The organism is Rickettsiales bacterium (assembly GCA_029252805.1).
Lineage (GTDB): Bacteria > Pseudomonadota > Alphaproteobacteria > Rickettsiales > JALZUV01 > JALZUV01.
On record JAQXAR010000009.1, the window covers coordinates 1 to 25,574 of the forward strand.

Genomic DNA, 25,574 nt, shown 5'->3' on the forward strand with positions numbered 1-25,574 from the left:
CTCTCGCCGAAAGTCCAAGGGTTCCTGCTTAAAGCTAATCTGAGCAGGGTAAGCCGACCCCTAAGGCGAGGCCGAAAGGCGTAGTCGATGGGAACCAGGTTAATATTCCTGGGCCGTGGAGTGGTGACGGATCCGAGACGTAGTTCATCCTTATTGGATTGAATGGGCTGCTAACGGGTTCCTGGAAATAGCCCTCCTATAAGATCGTACCCTAAACCGACACAGGTGGATAGGTAGAGAATACCAAGGCGCTTGAGAGAACTATGTTGAAGGAACTCGGCAAAATACCTCCGTAAGTTCGCGAGAAGGAGGCCCGGTTCCAAGGCAACTTGGAGCTGGGGGCACAAACCAGGGGGTGGCGACTGTTTACTAAAAACACAGGGCTCTGCGAAGTCGTAAGACGACGTATAGGGTCTGACGCCTGCCCGGTGCCTGAAGGTTAAAAGGAGTGGTGAGAGCTGCGAATTGAAGCCCAGGTAAACGGCGGCCGTAACTATAACGGTCCTAAGGTAGCGAAATTCCTTGTCGGGTAAGTTCCGACCTGCACGAATGGCGTAACGACTTCCCCGCTGTCTCCAACGTAGACTCAGCGAAATTGAATTCCCCGTGAAGATGCGGGGTTCCCGCGGTTAGACGGAAAGACCCCGTGCACCTTTACTACAGCTTCAGAGTGACGTCAGACATGTCACGTGCAGGATAGGTGGTGGGCTTTGAAACCAGGACGCTAGTTCTGGTGGAGCCACCCTTGAGATACCACCCTTGACCTGTTTGGCGTCTAACCGCGATCCTTGAATCAGGATCCGGGACCCTCTGTGGCGGGTAGTTTGACTGGGGCGGTCGCCTCCCAAATAGTAACGGAGGCGCGCGAAGGTAGGCTCAGACCGGTCGGAAATCGGTCGTCGAGTGCAATGGCATAAGCCTGCCTGACTGCGAGACTGACAAGTCGAGCAGAGTCGAAAGACGGTCATAGTGATCCGGTGGTCCCTCGTGGATGGGCCATCGCTCAACGGATAAAAGGTACGCCGGGGATAACAGGCTGATGATGCCCAAGAGTCCATATCGACGGCATCGTTTGGCACCTCGATGTCGGCTCATCTCATCCTGGGGCTGGAGAAGGTCCCAAGGGTATGGCTGTTCGCCATTTAAAGAGGTACGTGAGCTGGGTTTAGAACGTCGTGAGACAGTTCGGTCCCTATCTGCCGTGGGTGTTGGAAATTTGAGAGGAGCTGCCCTTAGTACGAGAGGACCGGGGTGGACGTTCCACTGGTGTATCGGTTGTTCCGCCAGGAGCATCGCCGAGTAGCTACGAACGGAAGGGAGAACCGCTGAAAGCATCTAAGCGGGAAACTCGCCTCGAAACTAGATTTCCCTATCAGAGCCGTGGAAGACCACCACGTTGATAGGCTGGGTGTGGAAGTGCAGTAATGCATGAAGCTAACCAGTACTAATTGCTCGATTGAATTTAAGTTTTTAGACAACTTGAATTGCACGTATACAGTGTAAAAACTGTACAATATCGCTGAATTGACTAGCAAATTGCTAGCAACAGCAGTCAGAATAACCTATTTCAAATACAGACTCAGAGCTTATCTCGATAAGTTATCAGTTTGGCCGACAAGCCGGTTTAATTAGCTTGGTGACTATGGCAAGAGTGGCCCCACCCGTTCCCATCCCGAACACGGAAGTGAAACCTCTTAGCGCCGATGGTACTGCACCTTAAGGTGTGGAAGAGTAGGTCGTCGCCAAGCTTATTAAGCCGGCTTTTTGGCATGAAGATACAGAGAGCCCCGCACATGTTGCGGGGTTTTTTGCGTTTGGGGGCATTGGTTTCGTTCCCTCTGCGCGACATATTGTCGCTCAAATGGAACGCCGCTTCGCGGGCTCATGGCTGGCTCAGCCTACTGGCCTCCCTTTATTATCTAACATTGTCACCCTGAACTTGTTTCAAGGGCTATTTTCCTCAGACTAGCCATTCCAGACTAACCTCTAAGCTTTTGGCTAAAGCGTCTAATTCTCTTTAACTGCATGGGCGTAGCTGTTTGATTCGTATAGGCGGCATTGAAGGGCGCTTAAATACTCGTGAATTGGAGCTTTCGCGTCTTATTTACGGACGTTAACGTGAGGGTTTTTGTTTGCCAGCTTATGTTGAAAAGCAACTTACCTCAATACATGACAATCTCTCCATCTTCCGCTAAACCCTCTTCATGGGAACTATTACGCAACATATCCCGCTGTATCTTTCGCTGGTGAAGCGGGAGGTGGCGTCTAAATATCGCGGGACGGCGCTGGGCTTTGGCTGGTCGTTATTGCATCCGCTTTTGATGCTGGCGGTGTATACGTTTGTATTTTCGGTGGTGTTTAAGGCGCGCTGGCCGTTGCCGGAGGGGCAGCCGCAGGGGCAGTTTGCGGTGATTCTCTTTACCGGGTTGATGATTCACGCGCTGATGGCTGAAACGCTGACCAGCGCGGTGAGCTCGATTACGGGGCAGGCGAATTATGTGAAAAAGATCATCTTTCCGCTGCCGATGTTGCCGCTCGTACCGCTCGGTGCGGCCTTGTTTCACCTAGCATTCTCTACGCTCATCTTGCTGGGCGCGATCTATTTTATTACCGGTACCCTCCATTTAACGGCGCTTTGGTTGCCGGTGGTGATGTTGCCTTTTATCATTGCGGTGATGGGTGCGGCATGGTTCTTAGCCGCGCTAGGTGTGTATCTACGTGATATTGGCCAGATTATTGGGCTGGTTATGATGGCGATGTTGTTTCTGTCGCCGATCTTCTTTCCGCCTGAGGCGTTACCGGAAAGTTATCGTCCGATTCTGTCGCTTAATCCGCTGACTCTCATTATTACCCAAGCGCGCGAAGTGATGCTTTGGGGTGGGGTGCCAGCCTTTAAGTCGCTCGCGATTTATGGCGGGGTTTCACTGGTCTTTACTGGATTGTGTTATGCGTTTTTTAAGCGCGTTCGTAAGGGGTTTGCCGATGTCCTCTAATGCCATTGTCGTGAATAACCTATCGAAGAGCTACAGGCTCTATGATTCGCCGCGCCAGCGTTTGTGGAGTTTGTTGCGTCCGGGGGGGGTGGGTATTGGTAAGCGTTTTGATGCGCTAAAGCCGCTCTCCTTTGAAATTGAAGAAGGCCAAACCATTGGCATTATTGGCCGTAATGGTTCCGGTAAATCAACCTTGTTGCAATGTTTGGCGGGTACATTGACACCGACGACGGGCGAGGCGAGCACTGACGGCACCGTCGCGGCGTTGCTTGAGTTGGGCGCTGGATTCAATCCTGATTTTACTGGGCGCGAGAATGTCTATTTAAATGGCGCCATCCTTGGCTTTAGCCGTGAGTTGATGGCGGAGCGTATTGATTCTATCCTCGAATTTGCCAATATCGGCGAGTTTATTGATCGCCCGCTTTCGACTTATTCGAGCGGGATGGTGGTGCGGTTGGCCTTTGCTGTGGCCACGGCCGTGCAGCCGAAAGTATTGATTGTCGATGAAGCGTTGAGTGTCGGCGATGAAGCCTTCCAGCGTAAATGTTTCCGTCGTATTGAGCAGATGCGTGAGAGTGGCACCTCCATTCTATTTGTATCGCATTCGACGCAAGCCATTGTGCAGCTTTGTGATCGGGTCATCTGGCTCGATCGTGGCGATGTGATTATGGATGGCGAACCGAAGGCGATTACCGAAGAGTATCATCGTTATTTGAATGCTCCAGCAGATCAGCGCGCGGCATTGCTTGAGCAAATCATTGCAGGTGAGGGCGCGGCGCTGACGGTGACGACAGAATCGAAAACGGGGCATGAATATGTGCCCAATGGTGGCCGTATTGAAGCGTTGCAGATTCTCACCAAGAAAGGTGAACCGATCACGACTCTATCACAGGGCGCAGATTATAAGATCCGTTATCAGATTCATTTTGAGGCGGATGTCGAGGATATTTGCTGCGGAATGATGCTGAAAAACCGTACCGGAGTGGAGGTGGCGGCGGCGACCTTGAGTCTCGGCGAGCATAAGGTGGAGCGTGCTAAGGCCGGCGAGTCAGTGCAGATTGAATATAATTTCACCTGTCATTTATGTCCGGGTATGTTCTTCCTTAATGTGGGGGTGATGGGCAGTGTGGACGGCGATGAGCGTTATTTGCATCGCAAAGTCGATGCGATGGAGTTACAGGTGCTTACGCCGCGCAAAGTAAAAGGCATCACCTTGGGTGGCCTAACCGATTTGAATTTTAGCAGCAAGGTAGAGGTATTATGATTCATTCTTTAATCTCAAGGATAGGCTGGAAAAGCCGCCCCGCCAGATTTTTGGCGCAGTCTGCGCAGTGCGGTGAGCGCCTCTTGAATTTGGAACAAAATCAAGAGGGAGAAGTATTATGAAGCCCTCCGCTTATTATGACCCGAATGCGATTACGCGTGAAGTAGAGCAAGGGCGGCATCGTGCAGCGATTGGTGGTTTGTGGGATGAAATGGGGCAATTGCAGCTCGATTTTCTTAAAAGCGAAGGCCTGACGCCGGAGCATAAAGTATTGGATATTGGCTGTGGCGCTTTGCGTTTCGGCCATTTGGCCGTCGATTATCTCGATGCAGGCAACTACTATGGGCAAGATTTGGCGCAAGAGCTCATTCAGGCGGGGTATGAGCAAGAATTGAGTGATGAGCTGCGTTTGAAGCTGCCACAGTCGAACTTGGCGGCGAATGCGGAATTTGATTTCTCGCACCTGAATGCGCCGATGGATTGCGCGATCGCACAATCGGTCTTTACGCACCTTCCCCTTAATCATATACGCCAGTGTTTAATTCAGCTCGAATCACATATGGTGGCGGGCGGGGTTTTCTACGCGACCTTTTTCTTATGCCCGGAGGGGCACGCTTTGACGCAAGCTTATTCCCAAAATGGCGCTATTGAGGGCGAACCGGTCATCACGACCAGCTTGAGTGACCCGTATCACTATCGAATTTCTGACTTTGAATATGCGATTTCGGGGCTTTCTTGGCGTTTAGAGGGGGCGGGCGAATGGAACCATCCGCGCGGCCAGCAAATGTTAAAATTTGTAAAGCAGTAGCGCAAAGCAAGCACTAGCGCGCGTTGCGACAAGGTGACAGGTTGTTATTTTTGCAACACGTGCATAAACCTTAGATTCTACCGCGATTTCTGTCTTATTTATGCTTGCAATTAGGTTGGGTGGAGTTATGACTAGTGTGATTTCAAAGCTCTCTTTGGGGAGCGTAATGAATAGATTTTGGCTTAAAGTTTTAGTAAATAAAGGAAGAGGTTTTCCAAATGACAACATATAGTTTTGATACCGTTCTAGGCCAGAGCATTGCATTCGACCAGGATGCTGATGATCTGAATATTGCCTATGGCGCAGACGTAGTAACGCTTACACAATCAGGTACTTCGCTGATTGTTACCGTTGCTAACATTGGTACAGTAACATTGACAGGCACAACTCTCGGCGAACTCGTCGGTAGCGGTACTAACCAAAATATCTCAGTTGCTAGTGGCACTCTTACAGTGGGTGACAACACAACTAACGACGCGCTAGACGCAACAGCGAATACTATCGCTGGTACAACTGGTAGTGACCTTATCTTCGGTATGGGCGGTGGCGACACTCTCTCAACTGGCTTGTTGGGTAACGATGTTGTCTACGGTGGTACAGGTGAAACTGACAGCACTGATGGTGCTGACGCTATCACAGCGACTACAACGGGTAACCTAACGCTCTTCGCTAACGCAGGTAACGATACTGTTACTTTGGGCGATACGCTTGCGGGTAACACGGTGAATGCTAACACAGGTCTGGGTAACGATACTGTTACTTTGGGTGCTGCGGCGGCTGGTTCAACGGTTAACCTTAACCTCGCTGATGGCGCTGATATCGTAAACTCTGCAATTGTTGCTGGTTCTTTGAATATCACTGCTGGCGGTGGTGCTGATGTTATCAGTACTGCGACAGTTACAGGTGATGTAAGCATCATCGGTGGTGCAGGCACAACTGATTCTCTTGATGGTGGCGACACGATCACATTGGGTGTTCATAACGCAACTGTTTATGGTAACGCTGGTGTTGATACGATTAACTACGCTGGTAAAGCAAGCGGAACAACTTTCGTTAATGCGGGTATCGGCAACGATACTATCACTGATGGCGCAACTGCGGCTGTTGGCGCAGTAACACTTCAGGGTGGTTGGGGTGATGACTCTATCATTCTTAGCGATGCTGGCGTAACGTCTGCTGTTGTTTACGGTGGTAACGGCGAAACTGATGCAAACACACTTGAAGGTGCTGATACGATTACAGTAACGGATGGTGGTGCATTGGCATCTGCTGGTATCTTCGGTAACGCAGGCAACGATATCATCTCTTATATCGGTACTGATAACACGGTAACTGCTACAGCAACGATCAACGGTGGCTTGGGTGACGATACAGTTAACGTAACCGCTTCTGCTTTGGATACAGTGACGATCACTGCTTCTGCAGGTAACGACACAATCGACGTTGCAACTATCGGTGATACTAACGTAACAATCGTAGGCATGGATTCTTCTGATAGCCTAGTTAACCTCGATTTCGGTAATGCTGCAGGTATCGCATCTACAGCTTTGACGGTTGCTCAGGGTTCTACAGGTACAGTGATCGAATCTGGTGCTAACGGCGCCTTGGTTCTTTCTGGTTTCCTTGGTGACCTGAACTTGACTTTGGCTGATAGCTCTAAGTTGATTGCTAACTTCGACGGTGGTGCTGATACTCTAACGGGTTCTGCACAGGCTGATCATTTGATCGCTGGTACTGCGGGTGACACGTTCAGCTTTGCTGAAGCTAACTTTGCTGCAGGTGATGTTCTCGCCGGTGGTGCAGGTACTGATATCCTGACCTTCACTGATGCTCCAACGATCACAGCTGCTGAGCTTGCTAATAAAACAAGTGTCGACACGGTTAAGTTTGCTGATTTTGCAAGTAGTATCGTAGTGGGTACAGCTGCTGAAGCCGCTGGCATTAGCACGGTTGATGCAACTGTATTGACTTCAGGTAACGCCCTGACGTTGACTGATACAGGTGCAACGACTGCTAATACCTTTAGCGTATTAGGTGGTGCTGGTAACGATGGTATCGATCTTGGTGAAGCGACTGGTAACGTAACTGTAAATGGTAACGGTGGTAACGATACTATCGTGACATTCAGCGGTACTGATACAGTTGACGGTGGTGCGGGTAATGACTCGATCACTACAGGTGCTGGCATTGATAGCATTACGGGTGGCGAAGGTAACGATACAATCGTTGCAGGCGCTGGTAACGACATCATCTCTGGCGGTGCTGGTAATGATGGAATCACCGGTGGTGTGGGTGTTGAAGCTCTCTCCGGTGGTACAGGTACTGATACCTTTACTTTCGCAGCGACTGACACGTCAACTGCTGCTGGTACAGATGCTGCTTTGGTTGCCTCTGTAGATAGCATCACTGATTGGGTGACTGCTGACGATACGCTAGCATTCACCGACCAAGGTACTGAAGTATTTACTGCACAATCTACGACTCAGGCTGTTCTTGCAGCTCTGAACGCAGGTGCAGGCGCTTCGACGCTTCTTGAAGCGGCAAACGCTGCTGAAGCTAGTCTGGCAACTGGTGCGGTTAACGCGCAAGGTACGTCATTCCAGTTCGGTGGTAACACTTACGCATTGGTTACTAACGATGCTACGGGTACTTTCACTGCGGGTGTAGACATCCTAGTGAAACTTGACGGTGCGTTTACGCTCACTGTTGCTGACTTCTCTACTTTCGCTTAGAACGAAGTTAAGTCACACAAGAAATTGGGCCGGGAGGGAAACTTTCCGGCCCTTTTCTTTGTCTAAATTTTGAGCTATCTCAACGGTTGCCCTTTTAGATGATTCGGTTATAGTCCCGCCATTATGGCACCACAAAATAAAGCCCAAGAGCGAGAGCTCGCAAAAATTGTTAAGCTAGCGAAGCGACCGCTTTACTGGGTATTCGTATTCTCTTTTGCGGCGAATATGCTGATGCTTGCTATGCCGATTTATACGCTGCAAGTGCTCGATCGTGTGATCATGAGCTATAACTTCAACACGCTCTTAATGCTGACCTTGGTTGCGACGGGCTGTTTGGTGTTCTATGCGATCTTTACCGCTATACGTGGTGTGATATTGGCGCGTATGAGTGATTGGCTGCAATCCTTGCTTTCGCCTCGTTTGATGGCGGTTGCGATTGAAAATAGCGCGATTGGTATTCCGGCCAGCGCCGGGCAGTTCCAACGTGAGCTACACTCATTGCGCAACTTTATTTCGGGGCAGGGTATTACCAGCTTATTGGATACGCCGTGGTCGATCATTTTCATTATTACGATCTATCTGATCAACCCGCTTCTTGGTCTGCTTTCGCTTGTCGGTGCGGTCCTCTTATTGGGCTTTGGTGTTGCGGTGGAGCTTTCAACGAAGAAGCCTGTCGATGATGCGAATGAACTGGCGAATCAGAATATGCTTTTTGCCGATGCGGCAAGCCGTAACGCCGAAGTGATTGAGGCGATGGGGATGTTGCCGACCTTAACAACCTTGTGGAAGTCGCATAGCGATCGCGCCCAGGTTTTGACGGCTCTGGCTGGGGATCGTTCGAATCTCCTCGTCTCGCTTTCGCGTTTTGTGCGGATGGGATTGCAAATTGCCGTGATTGGCGTCGGTGCATGGCTTGCCCTACAAAATGAACTGACCGTCGGTGGTATGATTGGTGCCTCGATTCTGATGGGGCGTGCGCTCGCACCGTTTGAAGGCGCGATTGGTACGTGGAAACAGCTGATTCTAGCGCGTGATGCTTATCATCGTTTGGATAGTGCTTTGACGGATGTGCCGCGTTTGCGCGGGACGATGCAAATGCCGGCTCCGGGCGGGACTCTACAGGTAGAGCAACTGGTCTATACGCCACCACGTGGGTCCGCGCCGATTTTGAAGGCTGTTTCTTTCGCGTTAAATGCGAATGAGAGTCTCGGGCTGATAGGTCCCTCTGCTGCCGGTAAATCAACCTTAGCGCGTTTGCTCATGGGTATCTTGCCGCCAACGCATGGTTCAGTGCGTTTGGATGGGGTGGATATTTTCCATTGGAACCGTGAAGATCTGGGGCAATATGTGGGTTACTTGCCGCAAAATGTTGAACTTTTCCCGGGCACAATTCGCGAAAATATCGCGCGGATGGAACCGGATGCGAAGGATGAAGATATCATCGCTGCCGCACAATTTGCTGGTTGTCATGAAATGATTTTACGTTTGCCGCAAGGCTATGAAACAGAATTCAATGCGCTTTCGGTGAGTCTGTCTCCCGGGCAACGCCAGCGCGTAGGTCTTGCGCGTGCGCTTTATAAGAGACCGTCTTTTGTCGTGTTGGATGAGCCAAATGCCAATCTGGATGGCGAAGGCGAGACGGCGTTACGTGAAACGATTATTCGCATGAAAGAAGCGAGTATCACCTTTATCTTAGTGGCGCATAAGCCGTCAATCGTGACCAGCGTTGATAAGATCCTGATGTTAAAGGACGGGATGATTAAAGATTTTGGTCTGCGCGATGAAGTCTTGAGTAAATATACGCAAGCGCAGCCTGCACCGGCTTCCAGTAAAAAAATAAAACCAGCAAAACCAAAGGCAGAGTAATGGGCGAAGAATCGTTACCTCTAAAAGCCGAAACGGCTCAAATTCCTGCAGATCAAGCGATTGATGGTTCGGCGCAAGCTGCTGCGCCTGACGAGATGCAATCTCCTTTAGAAAAGGTGATGCCATTGATCAGTCGTGTCATGGGGCTCTTGGACTATGTCAATAACTGGATGGCTCCTGCTTCATCGGGAGGCGATACGCCTAATGATGTGACGCGTCAGCCGATTATTGTGGGCGGCTGGATGATGATTTTCGTTTTCGGTTTCCTTGGCTTATGGGCAGCGTTTGCGCCGCTTGCGAGTGCGGCAATTGCACCGGGTAAGATCATTCTTTCCGGTAACAAAAAGACGATTCAGCATTTAGAAGGCGGGATTGTCGAAGAGATTTATGTCCGTGAAGGACAGACGATTAAAGCCGGTCAGCCACTTATTCGCTTGAATGAAACCGCAGCACGTGCGCGGATGGATTTGTTTGGTAAGCAATACCAAACTGCCCGCGCAACGGAAGCGCGTTTGATTGCAGAGCGTGACGATACGCCAGAGATTGCCTTTCCGGATGAGTTACTCAATCCAGAAAAGCCGACCCAAACCCTGACAGAAATTATTATCAGCCAGAAGCGCTTATTTGAGTCTCGTCGTGCGAGCGTGCAAGGGCAGGCCAAAGTATTAGAGCAGAAGAAGGCACAGTTTAGAGAAGAGATTGTTGGTTTGCAGGCACAGATTGATTCTGCCTCTGAGCAAATTGCGCTTTTGGCTGAAGAGATTCGCGCCGTGCGTAAACTCCTCAAGCAAGGCAATGCGCAAAAGCCGCGTCTGTTGGCATTGCAACGCCAGCAAGCGAGCCTCAAGGGCGATCGTGGTAACTTTAAAGCGCGTATTTCACGTGCGGAACAATCCATCGCTGAGGCTGATCTCCAAATTATCAATGGTCGCAATGAGTTTGCTAATAAAGTGGCGACAGAAAAGCGCGAAACGGTTGATAAGATAGCCGACCTTCAGGAGCGTCTAAAGGCTTCCGCCGACATCATTGACCGTATTATCATTAATGCGCCTTTGTCGGGCATTATAACGGCGTTAAAAGTGCATACGATTGGTGGAGTGATCCGCCCCGGTGATGCGATCATGGAAATTGTACCGATTGATGAGTTACTGGTTGAAGCGAAAGTATCACCGCAAGATATTGATGTAGTGCGCCCCGGCTTAAAGGCACGTGTTATGCTCTCAGCCTATGCTACACGCCGTGTGCCACCTTTGAATGCGGAGGTGATACATGTATCACCGGATCGTTTTGAAGATAAGCGTACCGGGATGCCTTATTACAGTGCGCGTATCCGTGTGAGTGAAAAGGCTTTAGAAGAGAATGAGGGTATCCATCTTTCACCGGGCATGCCAGCCGATACGTTGATTGTAACGGGTGAGCGCAGTGTGCTTTCTTATTTGATGACGCCGATTACAGACAGCTTCCGCAAGGCTTTCCGCGAAGAGTAGTCGTTCACTGAGCCTATTCGTTTTCGACTTCTTTGATCTTGGCTGCCAGTTGCTTCAACGTGAAGGGCTTGGGTAAGAAGTTGAACTCATAATCATCGCCGAAGGAATCGGTAAAGGCATCTTCCGCATAACCCGAGATGAAGATGATCTTCACATTCGGATGGTCGGGTACGATTTTCTTGATCATCTCAGGACCATTCATGCCAGGCATGATGACATCACTTACAATCACATCGAGCTTGTCGCCATGCTCTTCAATCACCTCAATTGCTTGCTCGCCGCAATCAGCTTCGAGCACGGTATAGCCTTTATTACGCAAGGCACGCGCCGCGAAGTTACGCACTGGCTCTTCATCTTCGACCAGTAGGATCGTGCTGTCGCCGGTCAAATCTGCAGGCGTTTCGATCTCGATTGCCGCTGCTGCCGCTGCCGCACCCGCTTCAAGTTCATAGCGTGGGAAATAGAGGCAAAAACGTGTGCCCTCACCCAGCTTACTATCGACATAAACATAGCCGCCCGTTTGCTTGATGATACCGTAAACCGTGGCAAGGCCGAGGCCAGTGCCCGCGCCGACTTCTTTCGTAGAGAAGAACGGTTCGAAAATCTTTTGTAGGCCTTCAGGTTCAATGCCGCAGCCTGTATCGACAAATTCAACCAGCACATAGTTACCCGGTTGGATCGGGTCTTCTTCCGGGGGAGCGACCAAATTATCGTCGAGATCTTTGGCGTTTTTAATGTCGATCACGCTGGTATTGAGCGTGAGCATCCCGCCATCGCCCATCGCATCGCGTGCGTTAACGGCGAGATTGATGAACACTTGTTCGAGCTGGCCTTGATCCGCTTTCACATGCCCGATATCGCGACCATGCACAACTTTTAGGTCGATGCTTTCGCCAATGAGGCGACGGATAAGGTTGGACAGTTCAGCCACCACATCGGTTAGCTCTAGCATTTTGGGCTGTAATGTTTGACGACGTGAGAAAGCCAGCAATTGACGTACCAAGTTAGCCGCACGATTTGCATTTTGTTTCACCTGCATAATATCGGCAAAGGATTGGTCTCCAGCAGGGTGACGCTGTAACAGAAGGTCACAAAAGCCGATCATTGCAGTGAGCAAGTTGTTGAAATCATGCGCGACGCCGCCAGCCAGTTGACCGACCGCCTGCATCTTTTGTGAATGCGCATATTTCACTTCGAGGCTTTTTTGCTCCGTCGTATCAATCAAGTGGAGTAGAATTTGCGGATCGCCATTTCTTTTCTCATAGCGGCTGAAATAGAGCATCGCGGAATGTTCCTTGTTGCTCTCCATCGTCACATCAAGGGGGGAGGTTTCGGCGCTTTCTGTGTTTAAGCTATCCAATCGTGCGGTAATGTCGGCACGATTTTCGTCATCGACGGCTTCGATAAAGTGCCAGCCAGCCGGTTTATCAGTTGTATCGGTCAGCTCACGGAACGAAGCGTTGGAGCTGGTGATCTTGCCATTCATATCCAGACACGCGGCGGCGAGCGGCGAATTGGCAATGAAAGGTTCTAGTGGCGATGTATCTAAGGTTATGATAGCGGCGGAAGCCTCTTGCTTTGCTTCCTCTGCCGGTGCCTCGCCTGTCTTGAGGTTTTCGCGTTCCACGAATGGACGGCCCCGTAAGACACCATACTCATCCGGTTTGTTGAGTGATTCATAGGAGAGAATAAAGTCTCCCTCTTCTTCACCGACGAGCGTTTCTTTGATGAAGGCGTTCTGGTGCGTTGTAATGGCATGATTAAGCGTGCGCTGGGCCTCTTCAGGCAATTGCAGGCTATCCATCATGGCTTTAAGCCCTTTGGGCGCAAGCGCTGCTGCATCAGGGAAGGATTTTTGGAACTCTGTATCGGTAAATTCGACGGTTTTTCCGTCACGAATGATCAGGTAAAAGGCTGATTGGTTGCGCGCGGCCGCCGAGAAGAGGGCTGTTTGGAAGCGAGCGAGCGAGGTGAGCTCATCTTGCTGTTTCATAAAGCGATAGCAAATGGCGAATAAGCCGCCAAGCAGCAAAATTAGCACGAACAGAAATATTGCGTAGCGATCGGCCTCATGCACTAAAGTGCTGGTGGAAAGAATGATAATCAGCGCTGCAAAAAATATCGCCATAAAGCGAGGTAGCGGGCTAGGTTTTTCGGTGGTCATAGGTTGGGTCATTAAGACTCCCTTTCATCTGTCTAAAAGGATGCACTAAAATGGGACATGAGCAAGAATTAGCGGTGCCTAAAGCTTCTTACCTTTAAGTTTGTAAACATAAGAGATGATTTCTGCCACGGCCTTATAATGCTCTAACGGCACTTCATCCTCGACATCGACAGTGAACAGCGCCCGCGCAAGCGGCGGGTTTTCAACAATCGGGATATCATTTTTATCGGCGACATCACGGATGCGGAAGGCGACTTTGTCTTTACCCTTCGCGACCACTTCTGGTGCGGCCATGTTGCCTTGGTTATATTTGAGTGCCACTGCGTAGTGGGTCGGGTTGGTGATAATCACATCGGCGCCGGGAACATTCGCCATCATCCGTTTTTGGGCACGTTCCATGCGAATCTGGCGCAAGCGGTTTTTGACCATCGGGTCGCCCTCTTGCTGCTTATATTCGTCTTTAATATCTTGTTTCGACATGCGCAAATTCTTCATATATTCGAAACGTTGGTAGAAATAATCGAGTAGGGCGATGAAGAAGACGACCGTAATAACCCCAATTAACATGGCGACGGCAGAGTCTTTGAGGAAGTCCATTAAACCGCCAAGATCGGTGTTGGGAAGGCGTTGTAGCTCCTGCTGGCGTGGCCAAACGACCCAAAAAGCGACGAAACCCACCACAGAGATTTTAAAAATACCTTTCAGGAACTCCGTAATCGAGCGCATGGAAAACATTCGCTTAATCCCTTTGGGGATAGAGATTTTCTCTAATTTAGGTTTGATCGGGTCTGTGGAAATGGTCAAAGGTTTTTGGCCAAATCCGGCCAGTAAAACCGCAGCGACAAAGGCTAGCATGGGGATGGACATCGTGATCGCGACATTGGCGACGGTAACTTCCAGCACATCTCCAAGGCTAGAAGCATCTACCGGGATCGATTCGGGGCGTTGGATAAATTGCGCCATATTATTGGCGGCGCTGCGAAAGACGCTATCGGCGCCCCAGGCGAGAATCATGGCAAAGGTAAACAGGATGAACAGGCTATTGACTTCACGCGATTGGTAGACCTGCCCCTTCTTCAGTGCTTCTTCCAAGCGTTTCTGGGTGGGTTCTTCGGTTTTTTCCGAATCGTCTTTGCCGCCTTCTGCCATAGAGTCCTACTGTAGCAAGAATGGAGCCACTAATCAGCATTAAGTTGTTTGTCGATATAATCTGGCAAACATAAGAGAGGAGCTCTTTGCTACAAGTGCGAAGAAATATCCTTCTATCGGGTCTTTTTTGCCTTATGCGCATAGGGGTTTTCGCCGCCGCGCATGGTTAGGCGTATTGGCGTGGCGGGCAGGTCAAAGGCCTTGCGGATACCACCGACCAGATAGCGACGATAGCTTTCTGGCAGCTTGTCTTTACGCGTGGCAAACAGTGCGAAGGTGGGCGGGCGTGCTTTAATCTGCGTGATATATTTGAGCTTGATCGGGCGTTTCGATTTGGTGAGTGGCGGTGGATGATCGAGCAACATCCCGTCGAGCCAGCGGTTTAACTGGCCGGTTGGAATGCGTGTATTCCACAGCTCATACACTTCAAACACGGCTTGCATTAGGTCTTTAAAGCCGGTCTTTTTCTCGGCTGAGATCGGCAAAATCACGACACCACGCACCATGGCGAGGCGTTTTTCGACAATCTTATTGAGCGCGGTCATCCAGGCCTCAGGGCGGTCGACTTCGTCCCATTTATTGACAGCGATCACGAGTCCGCGGCCTTCTTCGACGATATGATCAGCGAGGATCAGATCCTGTTTATCCAGCGGGCAGGCGGCATCGAGCAATAGTACGCACACATGTGCATATTGAATGGCGCGCATGGAATCGACTGCAGAAAGACGTTCGAGCTTTTCGTTACGTCTAGCTTGTTTGCGTAAACCGGCCGTATCGACCAATTTAATCGGTCGATCGCCCCAATTCCAATCAATGGCGATAGCGTCGCGGGTGACGCCGGCTTCAGGGCCGGTTAATACGCGATCTTCGCCTAACAGCGCGTTAATGAGGGTAGATTTCCCCGCATTGGGACGGCCAATAATGGCGAGCTGTAGGGGGGTGTTTTTGTCTTCTTCCGGCTCATCCGTGCCAAATTGATCCAGTTTATGTTCTTGGCACGTATCGGTTAGCGCATCGTAAAGATCGGCCAGACCTTCGCCATGTTCGGCGGAGATGGGCACAGGCTCGCCCAGCCCAAGCTCCCACGCATCGGAAAGTGAGGGATGTGCGCGTTTGCTCTCCGCTTTATTCACAGCGAGAATCACCGGCTTTCCGGTTTTACGTAGCCAGCGAGCGAAATAGGAATCCTCAGGTGTTACGCCTGCGAGCCCATCAATCATCATCACGGCGATATCGGCTTCTTGAATGCCGTCGCGTGTCATGTCTAGCATACGTGATTGTAGCTCGCCTGTGCCGCGGCCATCTTCCATTCCGGCCGTGTCTACAACGCGGAAATCCATCGGTCCGATATTGCCTTCGCCATAGCGACGGTCGCGGGTTACACCTGGTTGATCATCCACAATTGCGTGGCGTGTGCCGGTGAGGCGGTTAAACAGGGTCGATTTTCCGACATTCGGACGACCTACAAGTGCAAGGGTGAGCATAATATTTAACGCAACGCGTGTAGCGTTGCTCCTTTATCCATTAGGTAGAGGGCGCCATCCGCAATAACCGGTGCGGCGACAACCCCTTCCGGAATTTCGAGGGCATTTCCTTCTTCTCCGGTCAGAGCGTTAAAGGCTTTTAATTGTCCGTGGCTGCCAACCATCCAGACCGTGTCAGAAGCAACGATCGGATGTTGCCATAGAATGGTCGATCCACCGTCTTTTTTATCAAGGGTTTGCACCCAAAGAATTTTCCCGTTACCGCCATTGACGGCCATAAGCTGATAGTCGGTCGTTAGCATATAAAGTGTGGTGCCTGTCAGCCAAGGCTGTGCAGCGAGGGGGACGCGACGTTCCCAAATACGACGGCCATTGCCGGTCATATAAGCCGTGAAAGATTTAGCCGATCCGGCGAAAGAGACGCGCGGCGTCATTAAGGTGCTCAGCGCGCCAAAGCGTTCGTCTTGCAACGCGGTCTGTGCACTACCGGCTAGCATATCGGACCATAACTCAGATCCGTCTTTCAGTGAAAGGGCGGTAACTTCGCCGGAAGAATAAGTGGCTAGCACCATTTCGCCACCGGCGGCGGGAACGGTCGATTGCAATTGGCTCGCCTGATCATTCAAACCTTGATGAATCCAGCGTGGTTCGCCATCACGGCGATTGAGTGCGAGTAATTGGTTGTCGGCGGAGAGAATGAGCAAGATTTTACCGATCAAGCGTGGCGCTGCACGTAAGGGAAGGTTCAGTTCTTGCTGCCAAAATAGGCGGCCATCTTCGGTAGAGAGGGCAATAATTTTGCCTTCATCATTGGCGGCGTAAAGCACTTTGCCGGCCACAGCCAAGCCGCCACCAAGCAGTGAATCGTCGCTATCTTCACTGACAAGTGCGTCAGATTGCCAGATAAGTTCAAGGCTTGTGCTATCATGCGCGCTTAAGGCGCCGTTGCCATCCAGTGCAAATACACGGCCATTCTCGATGACCGGCGCAGGAATAATCAGGGTGCTAAAAGAAGTGCCTTCGCCGACAGAAGTAGAGGCGGCAACTTGTAAGGGCTGCGCAAGTGTGAGGTGATCCGAAACGCCAGCAGAGCTGCCAAGCGGTTGGTTCCATGATGCATTGCGGCGTTCAGGCGGTAATTGAATGTTGCCTTCGGCGGCTGGAAGTTCCGCTTCGAATAATTCGGCGCGGCGTTTGAGCGCGATGCGCTCGCCAGGAAGGATCTTTTCATCTTCTTGGTCGCCGATCCAATCGGGCAGGTAGTTACAGCTCGAAAGAGCCAGTAACATCGTGCAAGAAAGCGTCAAAAGAATACCGCGCATCATGTTAATTAACCCCCTGCAGGAGTTCGTTCAGGCGCTGACGCTGGCTGTTTGGAAGGTCCGTGCGATCCAGTAAGCTTAAAAGCAATTTACGTGCTTCGGGTTTTTTGTCGCCATTGATAAATTTAATGGCTTTTTGTTCCGTCGCAAGTGCATAAAACGGGCTCTCTTTTCCAATCGCATCAAGCTTCTCGCTTTGAATTTTGGCGAGATCAGCAATGACAGGTTGTTCATCCTGTTGTGCCAAACTTTCAAATGCTGTGGCCATTGTAGCCCCGCCTTTCTGTTTTAGATAGGCTGCTTGTAAGCCGGCAAGCGCACCTGCAGATGAGTTTTCTTGTGCCAGAGGCGAAAGTTTTGAGAGGGCCGTCTCCGTTTGGCCCTTATCAGCCAAAGAAATCGCCTCAAGTAGAGTGGCGGTGCGCTCTTCAGCCTTGCCATCGCGGTAAGAATTCGCAATTTGATACGCAATCGTGGCCACCACGATCGTGACGCAGCCTCCTACGAGTAGCGAGCCAAATTTCTGCCACCAGTTTTGAAGTTTTTCCGCACGTAGATCATCATCCACTTCACGGATAAGTAGATCATCAGCGATTTGTGCTTCTTTTTCAGGGTCAGGTTTTTTCTTAGCCATTTTCTATTCCCACTCAATCGTTCCGGGAGGTTTACTGGTAATATCATAAACGACGCGGTTAATCCCACGCACTTCATTAATGATACGCGTTGCTGCCCGACCAAGAAACTCATGGCTGAACGGATAGTAATCTGCTGTCATACCATCGGTTGAAGTCACCGCGCGTAAGGCGCAGGCATAATCATAGGTACGGTTATCGCCCATCACGCCAACGGTACGTACCGGCAGTAGAACGGCAAAAGCTTGCCAGATTTCATCGTAAAGCCCGGCCTTACGAATCTCATCGAGGTAAACCGCATCGGCTTTGCGTAAAATATTGGCTTTTTCTTCTGTTACTTCGCCAGGGATGCGAATTCCCAGGCCCGGGCCTGGGAAGGGATGGCGTGCAAGCAAGTCTTTTGCCATGCCGAGCTCTTCGCCCAGGGCGCGCACTTCATCTTTAAACAGCTCGCGTACCGGTTCAATAAGCTTTAACTTCATATGGTCAGGAAGGCCGCCCACATTATGATGTGATTTAATGGTAACGCTCGGGCCCCCGGTAAAACTAACGGACTCAATCACATCAGGATAAAGCGTGCCTTGGGCAAGATAATCAGCGCCACCGGCTTTTTCGACTTCTTGTTCGAAGACTTCGATAAAGGCTGCGCCAATAATTTTACGTTTACGTTCCGGATCACTTACACCCGCAAGGCGCTGCAGAAATAAGCGGCTTGCATCGACATAAGTTAGCGGCACATGGTAATTTTCCGCGTAGCGCTTGCGCACTTCTTCGCCTTCACCCTCGCGCAGTAAGCCCGTATTCACGAAGACGCAGATAAGCTGATCGCCGATCGCCTCGTGCAGGAGTTTTGCCACGACAGAAGAATCGACTCCGCCACTCACCGCGCAAAGGACTCTGTCGGTACCGACTTCACGGCGAATCTTGGAAATGGCTTCCGTATGGAAATGCTCCATCGACCAATCGCCTGAGCAGCCACATATCGCATGAGTGAAGTTGTGCAGTAATTTTGCACCGTCAGGCGTGTGCATCACTTCAGGGTGGAACTGCACTCCATAATAGTGACGTTTTTCATCTGCGATGGCGGCAAAAGGAGCGCCTTCAGTGGTTGCGATCACCTCAAAGCCTTTGGGCAATTGAGTGATGCGATCGCCGTGACTCATCCAAACTTGGTAGTTTTTACCGGTTTCCCAAATTCCCTTATAAAGAGAAGAGTCTTTTTTAATTTCTAATTGTGCGCGTCCGAATTCGCGGTGGTCAGAGGTTGCGACCGTGCCGCCTAAACTATCACATAAGCCCTGTTGGCCATAGCAGATGCCCAAGATAGGTAGCTCCATTTTAAACACTATTTTGTTAACTTTGGGCGATGCTTCACCGCTTACCGATGCAGGGCCGCCGGAGAGGATAATCCCTTTAGGTTTAAAGTCGCGAATCTTTTCATCCGAAACATTGAAAGGAAGGATTTCGCAATAAACCCCAGACTCACGAACGCGTCGTGCAATCAGTTGTGTAACTTGGGAACCAAAATCGAGAATCAAAATACGGTCATTCATGCGAGTATCTATAAGCATTTGCGGCGGGGCTGACAACCGGAAAGGCGGTGGTGGGTGAAAGATGTGTTGTTTAAAACCCACAAAGAAGAAGCGATTGAGGGGTTGGAACTGTTTTACACCCCTAAGTCTAGGTGATTGAGGGGTTGGCATTATACAAAAATACTATAGAAATTAATTTAGGGAATGGGGCCCGCCTATGCGTCCTTTGGTATTTATTCTGATCTTTGCAATCGCCGTTGGTGCGATGGCTTTGATGTATAACCTAATTGCTGGCGACAAAGAGTCGACGCAGCTATTGCAGAAACCTCAAGTCGTTGAGAAAAAAGTTCCAGAAAAACTCGTTTATGTTGCGAAGCAGGAAATTCCTGTGGGCACCGTCATTGAGCAAGGTATGATTGATAAGCAAACTTGGCCACAGCATTTGGTGGGGCCAAGTTTTATCGTTGCCGGTGATAAGGCTCCAACGATTGTGGGTATGGTGGCACGTTCGCACTTCCAGCCACGCGAAGTTATCTTGCGCGCTAAATTGGCAAATCCGAATGATCCAAGTTTCTTGGCCGCCACGCTTCCAGCGGGTATGCGTGCAGTGACTGTTTCAGTGAATGGTGTTACGTCGGTTGCGGGCTTTGTTTATCCGGGTGATCGTGTGGACGTTCTTTTGACGCATACATTGATCAGCGATAAGGAAAAACAAGAAGCCAGCCTGAGCGAAGACGAAGATGATGATATTAAAGGTCAGTACGAAAAACGCGTGACGGAGATTTTAGTTCCAGATGTGCGCGTGCTTGCTATTGACCAATATGCAATGGCCGGACAGCAAGACCCTAAGAAAAAGAAGCGTTTACCCTCTAGTGTGACTTTGGAGCTAGGGCAGTTAGATTCTCAGCGTGTGCGTTTGGCCGAGCGTGAGGGTGAAATTTCACTCGCGCTTCGTTCGTTAAAAGATAAAGGCGCCGCTTGGGTTCGTCCTTCAGGACAAGAAGACTTGACGCGTGGCTTGCCGCCAGGGAATTTCCCGCAGCTTTACGACTTTGACGTTGAATTCAGCGAAGATATGCTGAAGAGAGCTCAGAAAAAAGATGACACGACAAAGGCAAAGATAAGCGTTGTGCGTGGCAATAAAATTGAAGAACTAGAGGTGGAGATCGCTGATGAAAACTAAGTTCCTATTGGTCTTCGCGCTGGTGGTTGCGTGGACAGGTGCTGCAATAGCAGAATCGTTCATTGTACCGCTTAACCGTTCGCGTATTGTTTCAACCGGGCCTGAAATTGCGGAAGCAATGGTGGCGAATCCGGAAATCGCTGATATCCATGTGCATGGACCTAACCGTCTTTCGATTGTTGGTGTAAGTCGAGGTCAAACAACGGTTCGTTTGATTGATAAGGCGCGCAATGAAATTAAAACGATTGAAGTTACGGTCAGCTATGACCTTCCTGCGATCCGTAAAGCCCTTCGTGAATTCTTGCCATACGAAAGTATCGGTGTGGATTTGGTGAATACTAATCTTGCCCTTACAGGTGAGGTAAGTGGTGCCGCATCGGTTGATAAGGCGTTGGAGATTATCAGTCAATTCGTTGATGGTGATTCTCCTGCGACAGAAAAGCGCTCTGAAATTGTTAACTTGATGCGAGTGAGCTCAGGTCAGCAAGTGATGTTGCGTGTTCGTGTTGGCGAGATTCGTCGCAACGCGATGAAAAAGTTAGGCATTAGTTTGCAAGGTGCAAACTCAGGGGGGTCGTTCTCTGGTGTGGCGGCTTCAGGAGGCGGAATTCCAGGTGTTACTGCGAATAGCGGTGTGGACTTCGGTACCTTTGTGCCGGGTGCAGGGTCCTTCTCATTCTTGGGTGGAGTCCTTAATAAGGGCGGCTTAACCTTAGGTGCTTCTCTCGATGCGTTGGAAACAGACGGTCTTCTGAAAATCTTGGCTGAGCCAAATCTTGTAGCACTTTCGGGTGAGCAGGCGGAGTTCTTGGCTGGTGGCGAATTTCCCATTCCCGTTGCTTCGGGCAGTGATGGAAATATAAGTATTGATTACAAACCTTTCGGTGTTTCAGTTTCTTTCATCCCTTACGTGTTGAGCGAAAATCGTATCCGTCTAACGGTTCTTCCTGAAGTATCTGAACTTAGTGGAACAGATGGTGTAACGACTGGTGGTGTCTCAGTTCCTGCTCTCACGACGCGTCGTGCGAAGACGACGGTTGAGTTAGCGCCAGGTGAAAGCTTTATGATCGCGGGTTTGATTCGTAACGATGTCGCGACGAGCTTACGTCAATTGCCGGGTATTAATGAGATTCCTATCTTGAGTGCATTGCTGCGTAGTACGGAGTTTGAACGCAACGAAACAGAGTTGGTCATCGCGGTGACTCCTTATCTGGTGGATCCTCAAAAGAGTGATGAGGTGCGTTTCCCAACGGATCGTTATCGCGCGCCAAGTAATATGGAAATGTTCTTCTACGGGGCGCTCTCAGCAATGGGACCAAATGGAAAAGAACGTCGCTTATCGCAGGCTCCCAGCCTCGAAGGCCCAATCGGATTTATGGTGGAGTAAATGATGAAAATGAAATTAAGATCTTTAGCTGCAATCGGCCTTCTATCTTCTGTGGCGGCGTGTAGTAACATTCCTCATGAAGCATATTATGAGCGAGGGCAGCCCGAGGCGTTATTAGATCAATCGTCTGAGATTGTGAACTTTGAGCTAAATGATTATTCAGCTTTGGATGATTTACTCAACTGGGTGAATCAGGATCAGCCGACTCGTGCAGAGCTTTATTGCATGGATGGTGATTCAAACTGTGCAGAAGCAGAGCAAATTTTGCAGCAATTCGGTGTTTCAACGGTGTTTGTTGCATCGGGCGATAACATGGTCACTCTAGTTTATGAGCGCGTGTTGGCACGTGATTGTGAGAATCGCTATATTGAAAACGGAGTTAATCCTTATAATTTACCTCACCCGACTTTTGGCTGTACGATGTCAAGTAATATCGTTCAAATGGTTACGGATAAGCGCCAATTCACAAGTCCTGCTTTGCTCGATTTGCCTGATGCAGAGCGTGTGCAGCGTGTGATGGATGGTTATCGCCAGCCATATAATGCATCGCCAGCTGAGGTAAATCCTAATTTCGAAACACAGTTTGATATTAAGACTACTTCAAATTAATTCGGGTAGTCATTTCTTAACGTTTGCTCGTTAGACTATGCGAATGATAGTCCTAAGATACAAAGAGAGGTTTTATGTCGCTACATAGTCCTGTGATGGCGGTGCTTCCAGAAGATGGAGACTCTAATTTTGCGAATCAAATCGCAAATTCACTAGGGTACCCTTATGCTGATGTGATCATGGGTTCACCCATGCAAGCAGCTGTTGCGCTTGCTTCTCGCGAACACAGCCCTGCTTACATTATCATTGATATCGGGACACGAACCGGTGAAGTGATTAACGAGATTGACCAATTGGCTGAATCTTGTGAAGCTGGCACACGTGTGATCGTGATTGGTCGAATCAACGATATTAAGTTTTATCGTGAACTTACGCAGCTGGGCGTGTTGGAATATTTTACGCATCCTGTTGACCTGCAAGAAGTGAAGACTGCCCTTATGGCTGGCCGTGGCGGCGATGCTGGAGATGGCAAAAAGGTTGTCACTTTTATGAGCGCTGCTTCGGGTGACGGTTCAAGTACCCTCGCAATGAATGTTGCTTATTCGATGGCGACGGACTATCGCAAAAAAGTTGTCTTAGTGGATATGGACTATCAATTTGGGATGGTAGCTAAGAATCTTGATCTAAATACGCAGTTCGGGATTAAAGAAATTTTTGATCATCCTGATCGTGGTGTTGATCCAACGTTAGTACGCCGAATGATTAGCCCTTATGGTGATAATCTATCGGTGATTGCGGCACCTGAGGAACTTAAATACTTGCCGGATATGAATCCGGAAACCATTCGCGGACTTATCGCGACTCTGAAATCTGAATATGATTGTGTGGTGATTGATTTACCCCATATTTGGTCTAACTGGACTGCGTCAACCATCAGTGCCTCGACGGATATTGTATTGGTTTCGCAACTTTGGTTGCGTTCGATTACACATGCGGCGCGGTTGCTTGGCCTGTGGCGTAACATGGGTATCTCAGACGATATGGTCAAAGTGGCGATTAACCGTAGTGGTGCCAAATTTAAAGAAGGTATCAGCGACAAAGATTTCGAACGTGTTTGTTCCCATGCGATTGACTATAGCGTGGCCAATGACATTAAAACGATCGTTGCGGCGGAAAGCCAAGGGCAAATGATTATGGAAGTCAGCCAATCGATGTTAGCAAGTCAGTTAAAAGGTTTAGCGGGAATGTTGATGGGGCTGTCTACTGATGCGGCATCCTTAAAATCATCTGATGGGCGTTTCTCGCTCTTTAAAAAATAAAAAGAGGTAAATGATGTTTGGTAAGAAAAAAGATGATGGTTCTGGAGCTTTTCCTGTAGATGCAGTTCCAATTACACCTGCAGAGCCTGCCGGGCAACCTGTTGCAGCTCCAGCCTCTCCTCCTTCGGCGGCGCCAATGCCTCCGGTTCAGCCGTCTGTTCCCCCTGCGGGTTCGGTGCCGCACGTCCCTTCTTCAGTGCCGCCAACTCCTCCTCCTCCTGCAGATGCCGGAGCGAACTTACCAGTAAATGTGATGCAGCCGGAACAAGCGCAGCAACAAACGGACGGTGCTTTGGTCGCAAGCCAAGAGCGAATGCTGGCAGAGCAAGAGTCGCTCCTTGAGCAGCGTAAAAAGATGGCGGAAGCGGCACGAGGAAAGCAGTCAGCCTACACGGATAGAAATCTCGAAACGCCAGATTATATTAAAGCGAAGTTGCTGATTTCGGAAGAGTTGTTGGAGAGGCTTGATTTTGAAGAGCTTGAGAAAACTGGTGAAGAGGACCGCCGCCAGGAAATTCTCGATGAAATCAATGCATTAATTGAGAAGGTGAATTTACCGCTAACGGCGGCTCAACATGAGTTGTTGAAAAAATCCCTCTTGGATGATGTGCTAGGTTTTGGACCTTTGGAGGTCCTTCTCGCCGATCCTGATGTGTCCGATATCATGGTTAATGGTGCGAATCAGGTTTATATTGAGAAAGCGGGTAAAATTAGCGTAACCGATGTTCGGTTTGTTTCGGAGCGTCACCTTCTGAATGTGATTCAAAAAATTGTACAACGTGTGGGGCGTCGGGTGGATGAAACAAGCCCAATGGTCGATGCGCGTATGCCGGATGGTTCACGTTTTAATGCGATTATTCCGCCTTTGGCGCTCGACGGTTCCTTAGTTTCGATTCGTAAGTTTAAGCAAAATAAGATGCCACTAACGCAATATATCGATTATGGGTCGGCGACACCTGAAATGGTGCGCTTCCTAGAGATTTGCTCGCAGATTCGAATGAATATCTTGATCTCGGGGGGGACGGGTTCAGGGAAGACAACGCTTCTTAATGCGCTTTCGGGTCATATTGAAGAAGGCGAACGCGTTATTACGATTGAGGATGCCGCCGAGCTGCAAATGCATCAACCCCACGTGTTGCGACTGGAGACTCGTCCGGCAAATATGGAGGGCGTGGGTGAGGTGACTCAGCGTGCTTTGGTGAAAAATGCTCTACGTATGCGTCCGGATCGAATCATTCTGGGTGAGATTCGTGGCGAAGAGGTCATTGATGTACTTCAAGCGATGAATACGGGTCACGATGGTTCGATGGCAACGATTCATGCGAATAATCCACGTGAATGTCTAACCCGTCTGGAGAATCTATTCGGCCTGACGGGTCTGAATTTCCCGCTATCAACCTTGCGTAATCAGATTGCAGGCTCACTTAATATGGTTGTTCAAATTAGCCGTATGCGTGATGGTAGCCGTAAGATTACTCAGATTGAAGAGATTGTTGGAATGGAGGGTGATGTGATCATTACTCAAACATTGTTCCATTTTAAACCCACTGGCATGTCGGAAGACGGGAAATTGCAGGGTCAGTTTATCTGTAACGGGGTTAAACCTCGCTTTATGGAGCAGGCAAGTTACTATGGGTTAGATCAAGAAATGTCGCAAACCCTCACCGGTTCGCCGGGAATGATGTAAAGGGAGAATGGTGCGC

17 protein-coding genes and 2 rRNA genes are annotated in these 25,574 nt (G+C 49.8%); 13 read left to right on the top strand and 6 right to left on the bottom strand.

The features are described 5' to 3' along the window. From P8P30_01590 to P8P30_01625, 8 genes are all read left to right on the top strand, one after another. Positions 1-1,469 (top strand): 23S ribosomal RNA (locus P8P30_01590); the annotation flags it as partial. A 163-nt stretch (positions 1,470-1,632) separates the two neighbouring features. Further along, positions 1,633-1,748, top strand: a 5S ribosomal RNA gene (gene rrf / locus P8P30_01595). Between the two features lie 456 nt (positions 1,749-2,204). Next, a complete protein-coding gene (locus tag P8P30_01600) occupies positions 2,205-2,993 on the top strand; it encodes an ABC transporter permease (protein ID MDG1286239.1) in 789 nt (262 codons plus the stop codon). Beyond that, a complete protein-coding gene (locus P8P30_01605) occupies positions 2,983-4,257 on the top strand; it encodes an ABC transporter ATP-binding protein (GenBank protein MDG1286240.1) in 1,275 nt (424 codons plus the stop codon). The genes P8P30_01600 and P8P30_01605 overlap by 11 nt, the downstream gene beginning before the upstream one ends. Positions 4,258-4,375: 118 nt before the next feature. Further along, positions 4,376-5,065 carry a class I SAM-dependent methyltransferase gene (locus P8P30_01610; protein ID MDG1286241.1) on the top strand — a complete coding sequence of 230 codons (690 nt, stop codon included), beginning with the start codon at positions 4,376-4,378 and terminating at the stop codon, positions 5,063-5,065. A 218-nt stretch (positions 5,066-5,283) separates the two neighbouring features. Continuing rightward, complete coding sequence (locus tag P8P30_01615) at positions 5,284-7,797, top strand: calcium-binding protein (GenBank protein MDG1286242.1); 2,514 nt, start codon at positions 5,284-5,286, stop codon at positions 7,795-7,797. 123 nt (positions 7,798-7,920) lie between these two features. Beyond that, positions 7,921-9,663: a type I secretion system permease/ATPase gene (locus P8P30_01620; protein ID MDG1286243.1), complete on the top strand. Its 1,743-nt coding sequence runs from the start codon at positions 7,921-7,923 to the stop codon at positions 9,661-9,663. After that, entirely contained in the window at positions 9,663-11,150 is a 1,488-nt protein-coding gene (locus P8P30_01625; GenBank protein MDG1286244.1) for an HlyD family type I secretion periplasmic adaptor subunit, read from the top strand. The genes P8P30_01620 and P8P30_01625 overlap by 1 nt, the downstream gene beginning before the upstream one ends. 13 nt (positions 11,151-11,163) lie before the next feature. Here P8P30_01625 and P8P30_01630 read toward each other — a convergent pair whose 3' ends face one another. The 6 genes from P8P30_01630 to guaA all read right to left on the bottom strand — a co-directional run bounded on the left by P8P30_01630 (position 11,164) and on the right by guaA (position 19,454). Beyond that, the gene (locus P8P30_01630; GenBank protein ID MDG1286245.1) at positions 11,164-13,326 is read right to left on the bottom strand and encodes a response regulator; all 2,163 of its coding nucleotides are present in this window, start codon (positions 13,324-13,326) and stop codon (positions 11,164-11,166) included. A gap of 66 nt (positions 13,327-13,392) precedes the next feature. Next, positions 13,393-14,463 (bottom strand): flagellar biosynthesis protein FlhB, encoded by a 1,071-nt coding sequence (gene flhB / locus P8P30_01635; GenBank protein ID MDG1286246.1) that lies wholly within the window; start codon positions 14,461-14,463, stop codon positions 13,393-13,395. A 113-nt stretch (positions 14,464-14,576) separates the two neighbouring features. Next, positions 14,577-15,947 carry a ribosome biogenesis GTPase Der gene (der, locus tag P8P30_01640; GenBank protein MDG1286247.1) on the bottom strand — a complete coding sequence of 457 codons (1,371 nt, stop codon included), beginning with the start codon at positions 15,945-15,947 and terminating at the stop codon, positions 14,577-14,579. A gap of 5 nt (positions 15,948-15,952) precedes the next feature. Continuing rightward, on the bottom strand, positions 15,953-17,272 hold the full coding sequence (locus P8P30_01645; protein MDG1286248.1) for a PQQ-binding-like beta-propeller repeat protein: 1,320 nt from the start codon (positions 17,270-17,272) through the stop codon (positions 15,953-15,955). A 1-nt stretch (position 17,273) separates the two neighbouring features. After that, on the bottom strand, positions 17,274-17,903 hold the full coding sequence (locus P8P30_01650) for a tetratricopeptide repeat protein (protein ID MDG1286249.1): 630 nt from the start codon (positions 17,901-17,903) through the stop codon (positions 17,274-17,276). Between the two features lie 3 nt (positions 17,904-17,906). Continuing rightward, positions 17,907-19,454 carry a glutamine-hydrolyzing GMP synthase gene (guaA, locus tag P8P30_01655; GenBank protein ID MDG1286250.1) on the bottom strand — a complete coding sequence of 516 codons (1,548 nt, stop codon included), beginning with the start codon at positions 19,452-19,454 and terminating at the stop codon, positions 17,907-17,909. Positions 19,455-19,650: 196 nt separating this feature from the next. Here guaA and cpaB point away from each other — a divergent pair, with 196 nt between their 5' ends. The 5 genes from cpaB to P8P30_01680 all read left to right on the top strand — a co-directional run bounded on the left by cpaB (position 19,651) and on the right by P8P30_01680 (position 25,558). Beyond that, entirely contained in the window at positions 19,651-20,616 is a 966-nt protein-coding gene (cpaB, locus tag P8P30_01660; protein MDG1286251.1) for a Flp pilus assembly protein CpaB, read from the top strand. Then, on the top strand, positions 20,606-22,003 hold the full coding sequence (locus P8P30_01665; GenBank protein MDG1286252.1) for a type II and III secretion system protein family protein: 1,398 nt from the start codon (positions 20,606-20,608) through the stop codon (positions 22,001-22,003). The genes cpaB and P8P30_01665 overlap by 11 nt, the downstream gene beginning before the upstream one ends. After that, positions 22,004-22,612 (top strand): hypothetical protein, encoded by a 609-nt coding sequence (locus P8P30_01670; protein ID MDG1286253.1) that lies wholly within the window; start codon positions 22,004-22,006, stop codon positions 22,610-22,612. Positions 22,613-22,686: 74 nt separating this feature from the next. Next, complete coding sequence (locus P8P30_01675) at positions 22,687-23,871, top strand: AAA family ATPase (GenBank protein MDG1286254.1); 1,185 nt, start codon at positions 22,687-22,689, stop codon at positions 23,869-23,871. 10 nt (positions 23,872-23,881) lie between these two features. Further along, positions 23,882-25,558, top strand: a complete 1,677-nt coding sequence (locus P8P30_01680; GenBank protein MDG1286255.1) for an ATPase, T2SS/T4P/T4SS family — start codon at positions 23,882-23,884, stop codon at positions 25,556-25,558. Positions 25,559-25,574 lie beyond the last annotated feature (16 nt).

Coding starts and splice junctions, on each gene's coding strand:
- P8P30_01630 (MDG1286245.1), bottom strand. CDS start 13,326: ATGACCCAACCTATGACCACCGAAAAACCTAGCCCGCTACCTCGCTTT.
- P8P30_01645 (MDG1286248.1), bottom strand. CDS start 17,272: ATGATGCGCGGTATTCTTTTGACGCTTTCTTGCACGATGTTACTGGCT.
- P8P30_01620 (MDG1286243.1), top strand. CDS start 7,921: ATGGCACCACAAAATAAAGCCCAAGAGCGAGAGCTCGCAAAAATTGTT.
- cpaB (MDG1286251.1), top strand. CDS start 19,651: ATGCGTCCTTTGGTATTTATTCTGATCTTTGCAATCGCCGTTGGTGCG.
- P8P30_01670 (MDG1286253.1), top strand. CDS start 22,004: ATGATGAAAATGAAATTAAGATCTTTAGCTGCAATCGGCCTTCTATCT.
- P8P30_01610 (MDG1286241.1), top strand. CDS start 4,376: ATGAAGCCCTCCGCTTATTATGACCCGAATGCGATTACGCGTGAAGTA.
- guaA (MDG1286250.1), bottom strand. CDS start 19,454: ATGAATGACCGTATTTTGATTCTCGATTTTGGTTCCCAAGTTACACAA.
- P8P30_01615 (MDG1286242.1), top strand. CDS start 5,284: ATGACAACATATAGTTTTGATACCGTTCTAGGCCAGAGCATTGCATTC.
- der (MDG1286247.1), bottom strand. CDS start 15,947: ATGCTCACCCTTGCACTTGTAGGTCGTCCGAATGTCGGAAAATCGACC.
- P8P30_01600 (MDG1286239.1), top strand. CDS start 2,205: ATGGGAACTATTACGCAACATATCCCGCTGTATCTTTCGCTGGTGAAG.
- flhB (MDG1286246.1), bottom strand. CDS start 14,463: ATGGCAGAAGGCGGCAAAGACGATTCGGAAAAAACCGAAGAACCCACC.
- P8P30_01650 (MDG1286249.1), bottom strand. CDS start 17,903: ATGGCTAAGAAAAAACCTGACCCTGAAAAAGAAGCACAAATCGCTGAT.
- P8P30_01625 (MDG1286244.1), top strand. CDS start 9,663: ATGGGCGAAGAATCGTTACCTCTAAAAGCCGAAACGGCTCAAATTCCT.
- P8P30_01665 (MDG1286252.1), top strand. CDS start 20,606: ATGAAAACTAAGTTCCTATTGGTCTTCGCGCTGGTGGTTGCGTGGACA.
- P8P30_01680 (MDG1286255.1), top strand. CDS start 23,882: ATGATGTTTGGTAAGAAAAAAGATGATGGTTCTGGAGCTTTTCCTGTA.
- P8P30_01605 (MDG1286240.1), top strand. CDS start 2,983: ATGTCCTCTAATGCCATTGTCGTGAATAACCTATCGAAGAGCTACAGG.
- P8P30_01675 (MDG1286254.1), top strand. CDS start 22,687: ATGTCGCTACATAGTCCTGTGATGGCGGTGCTTCCAGAAGATGGAGAC.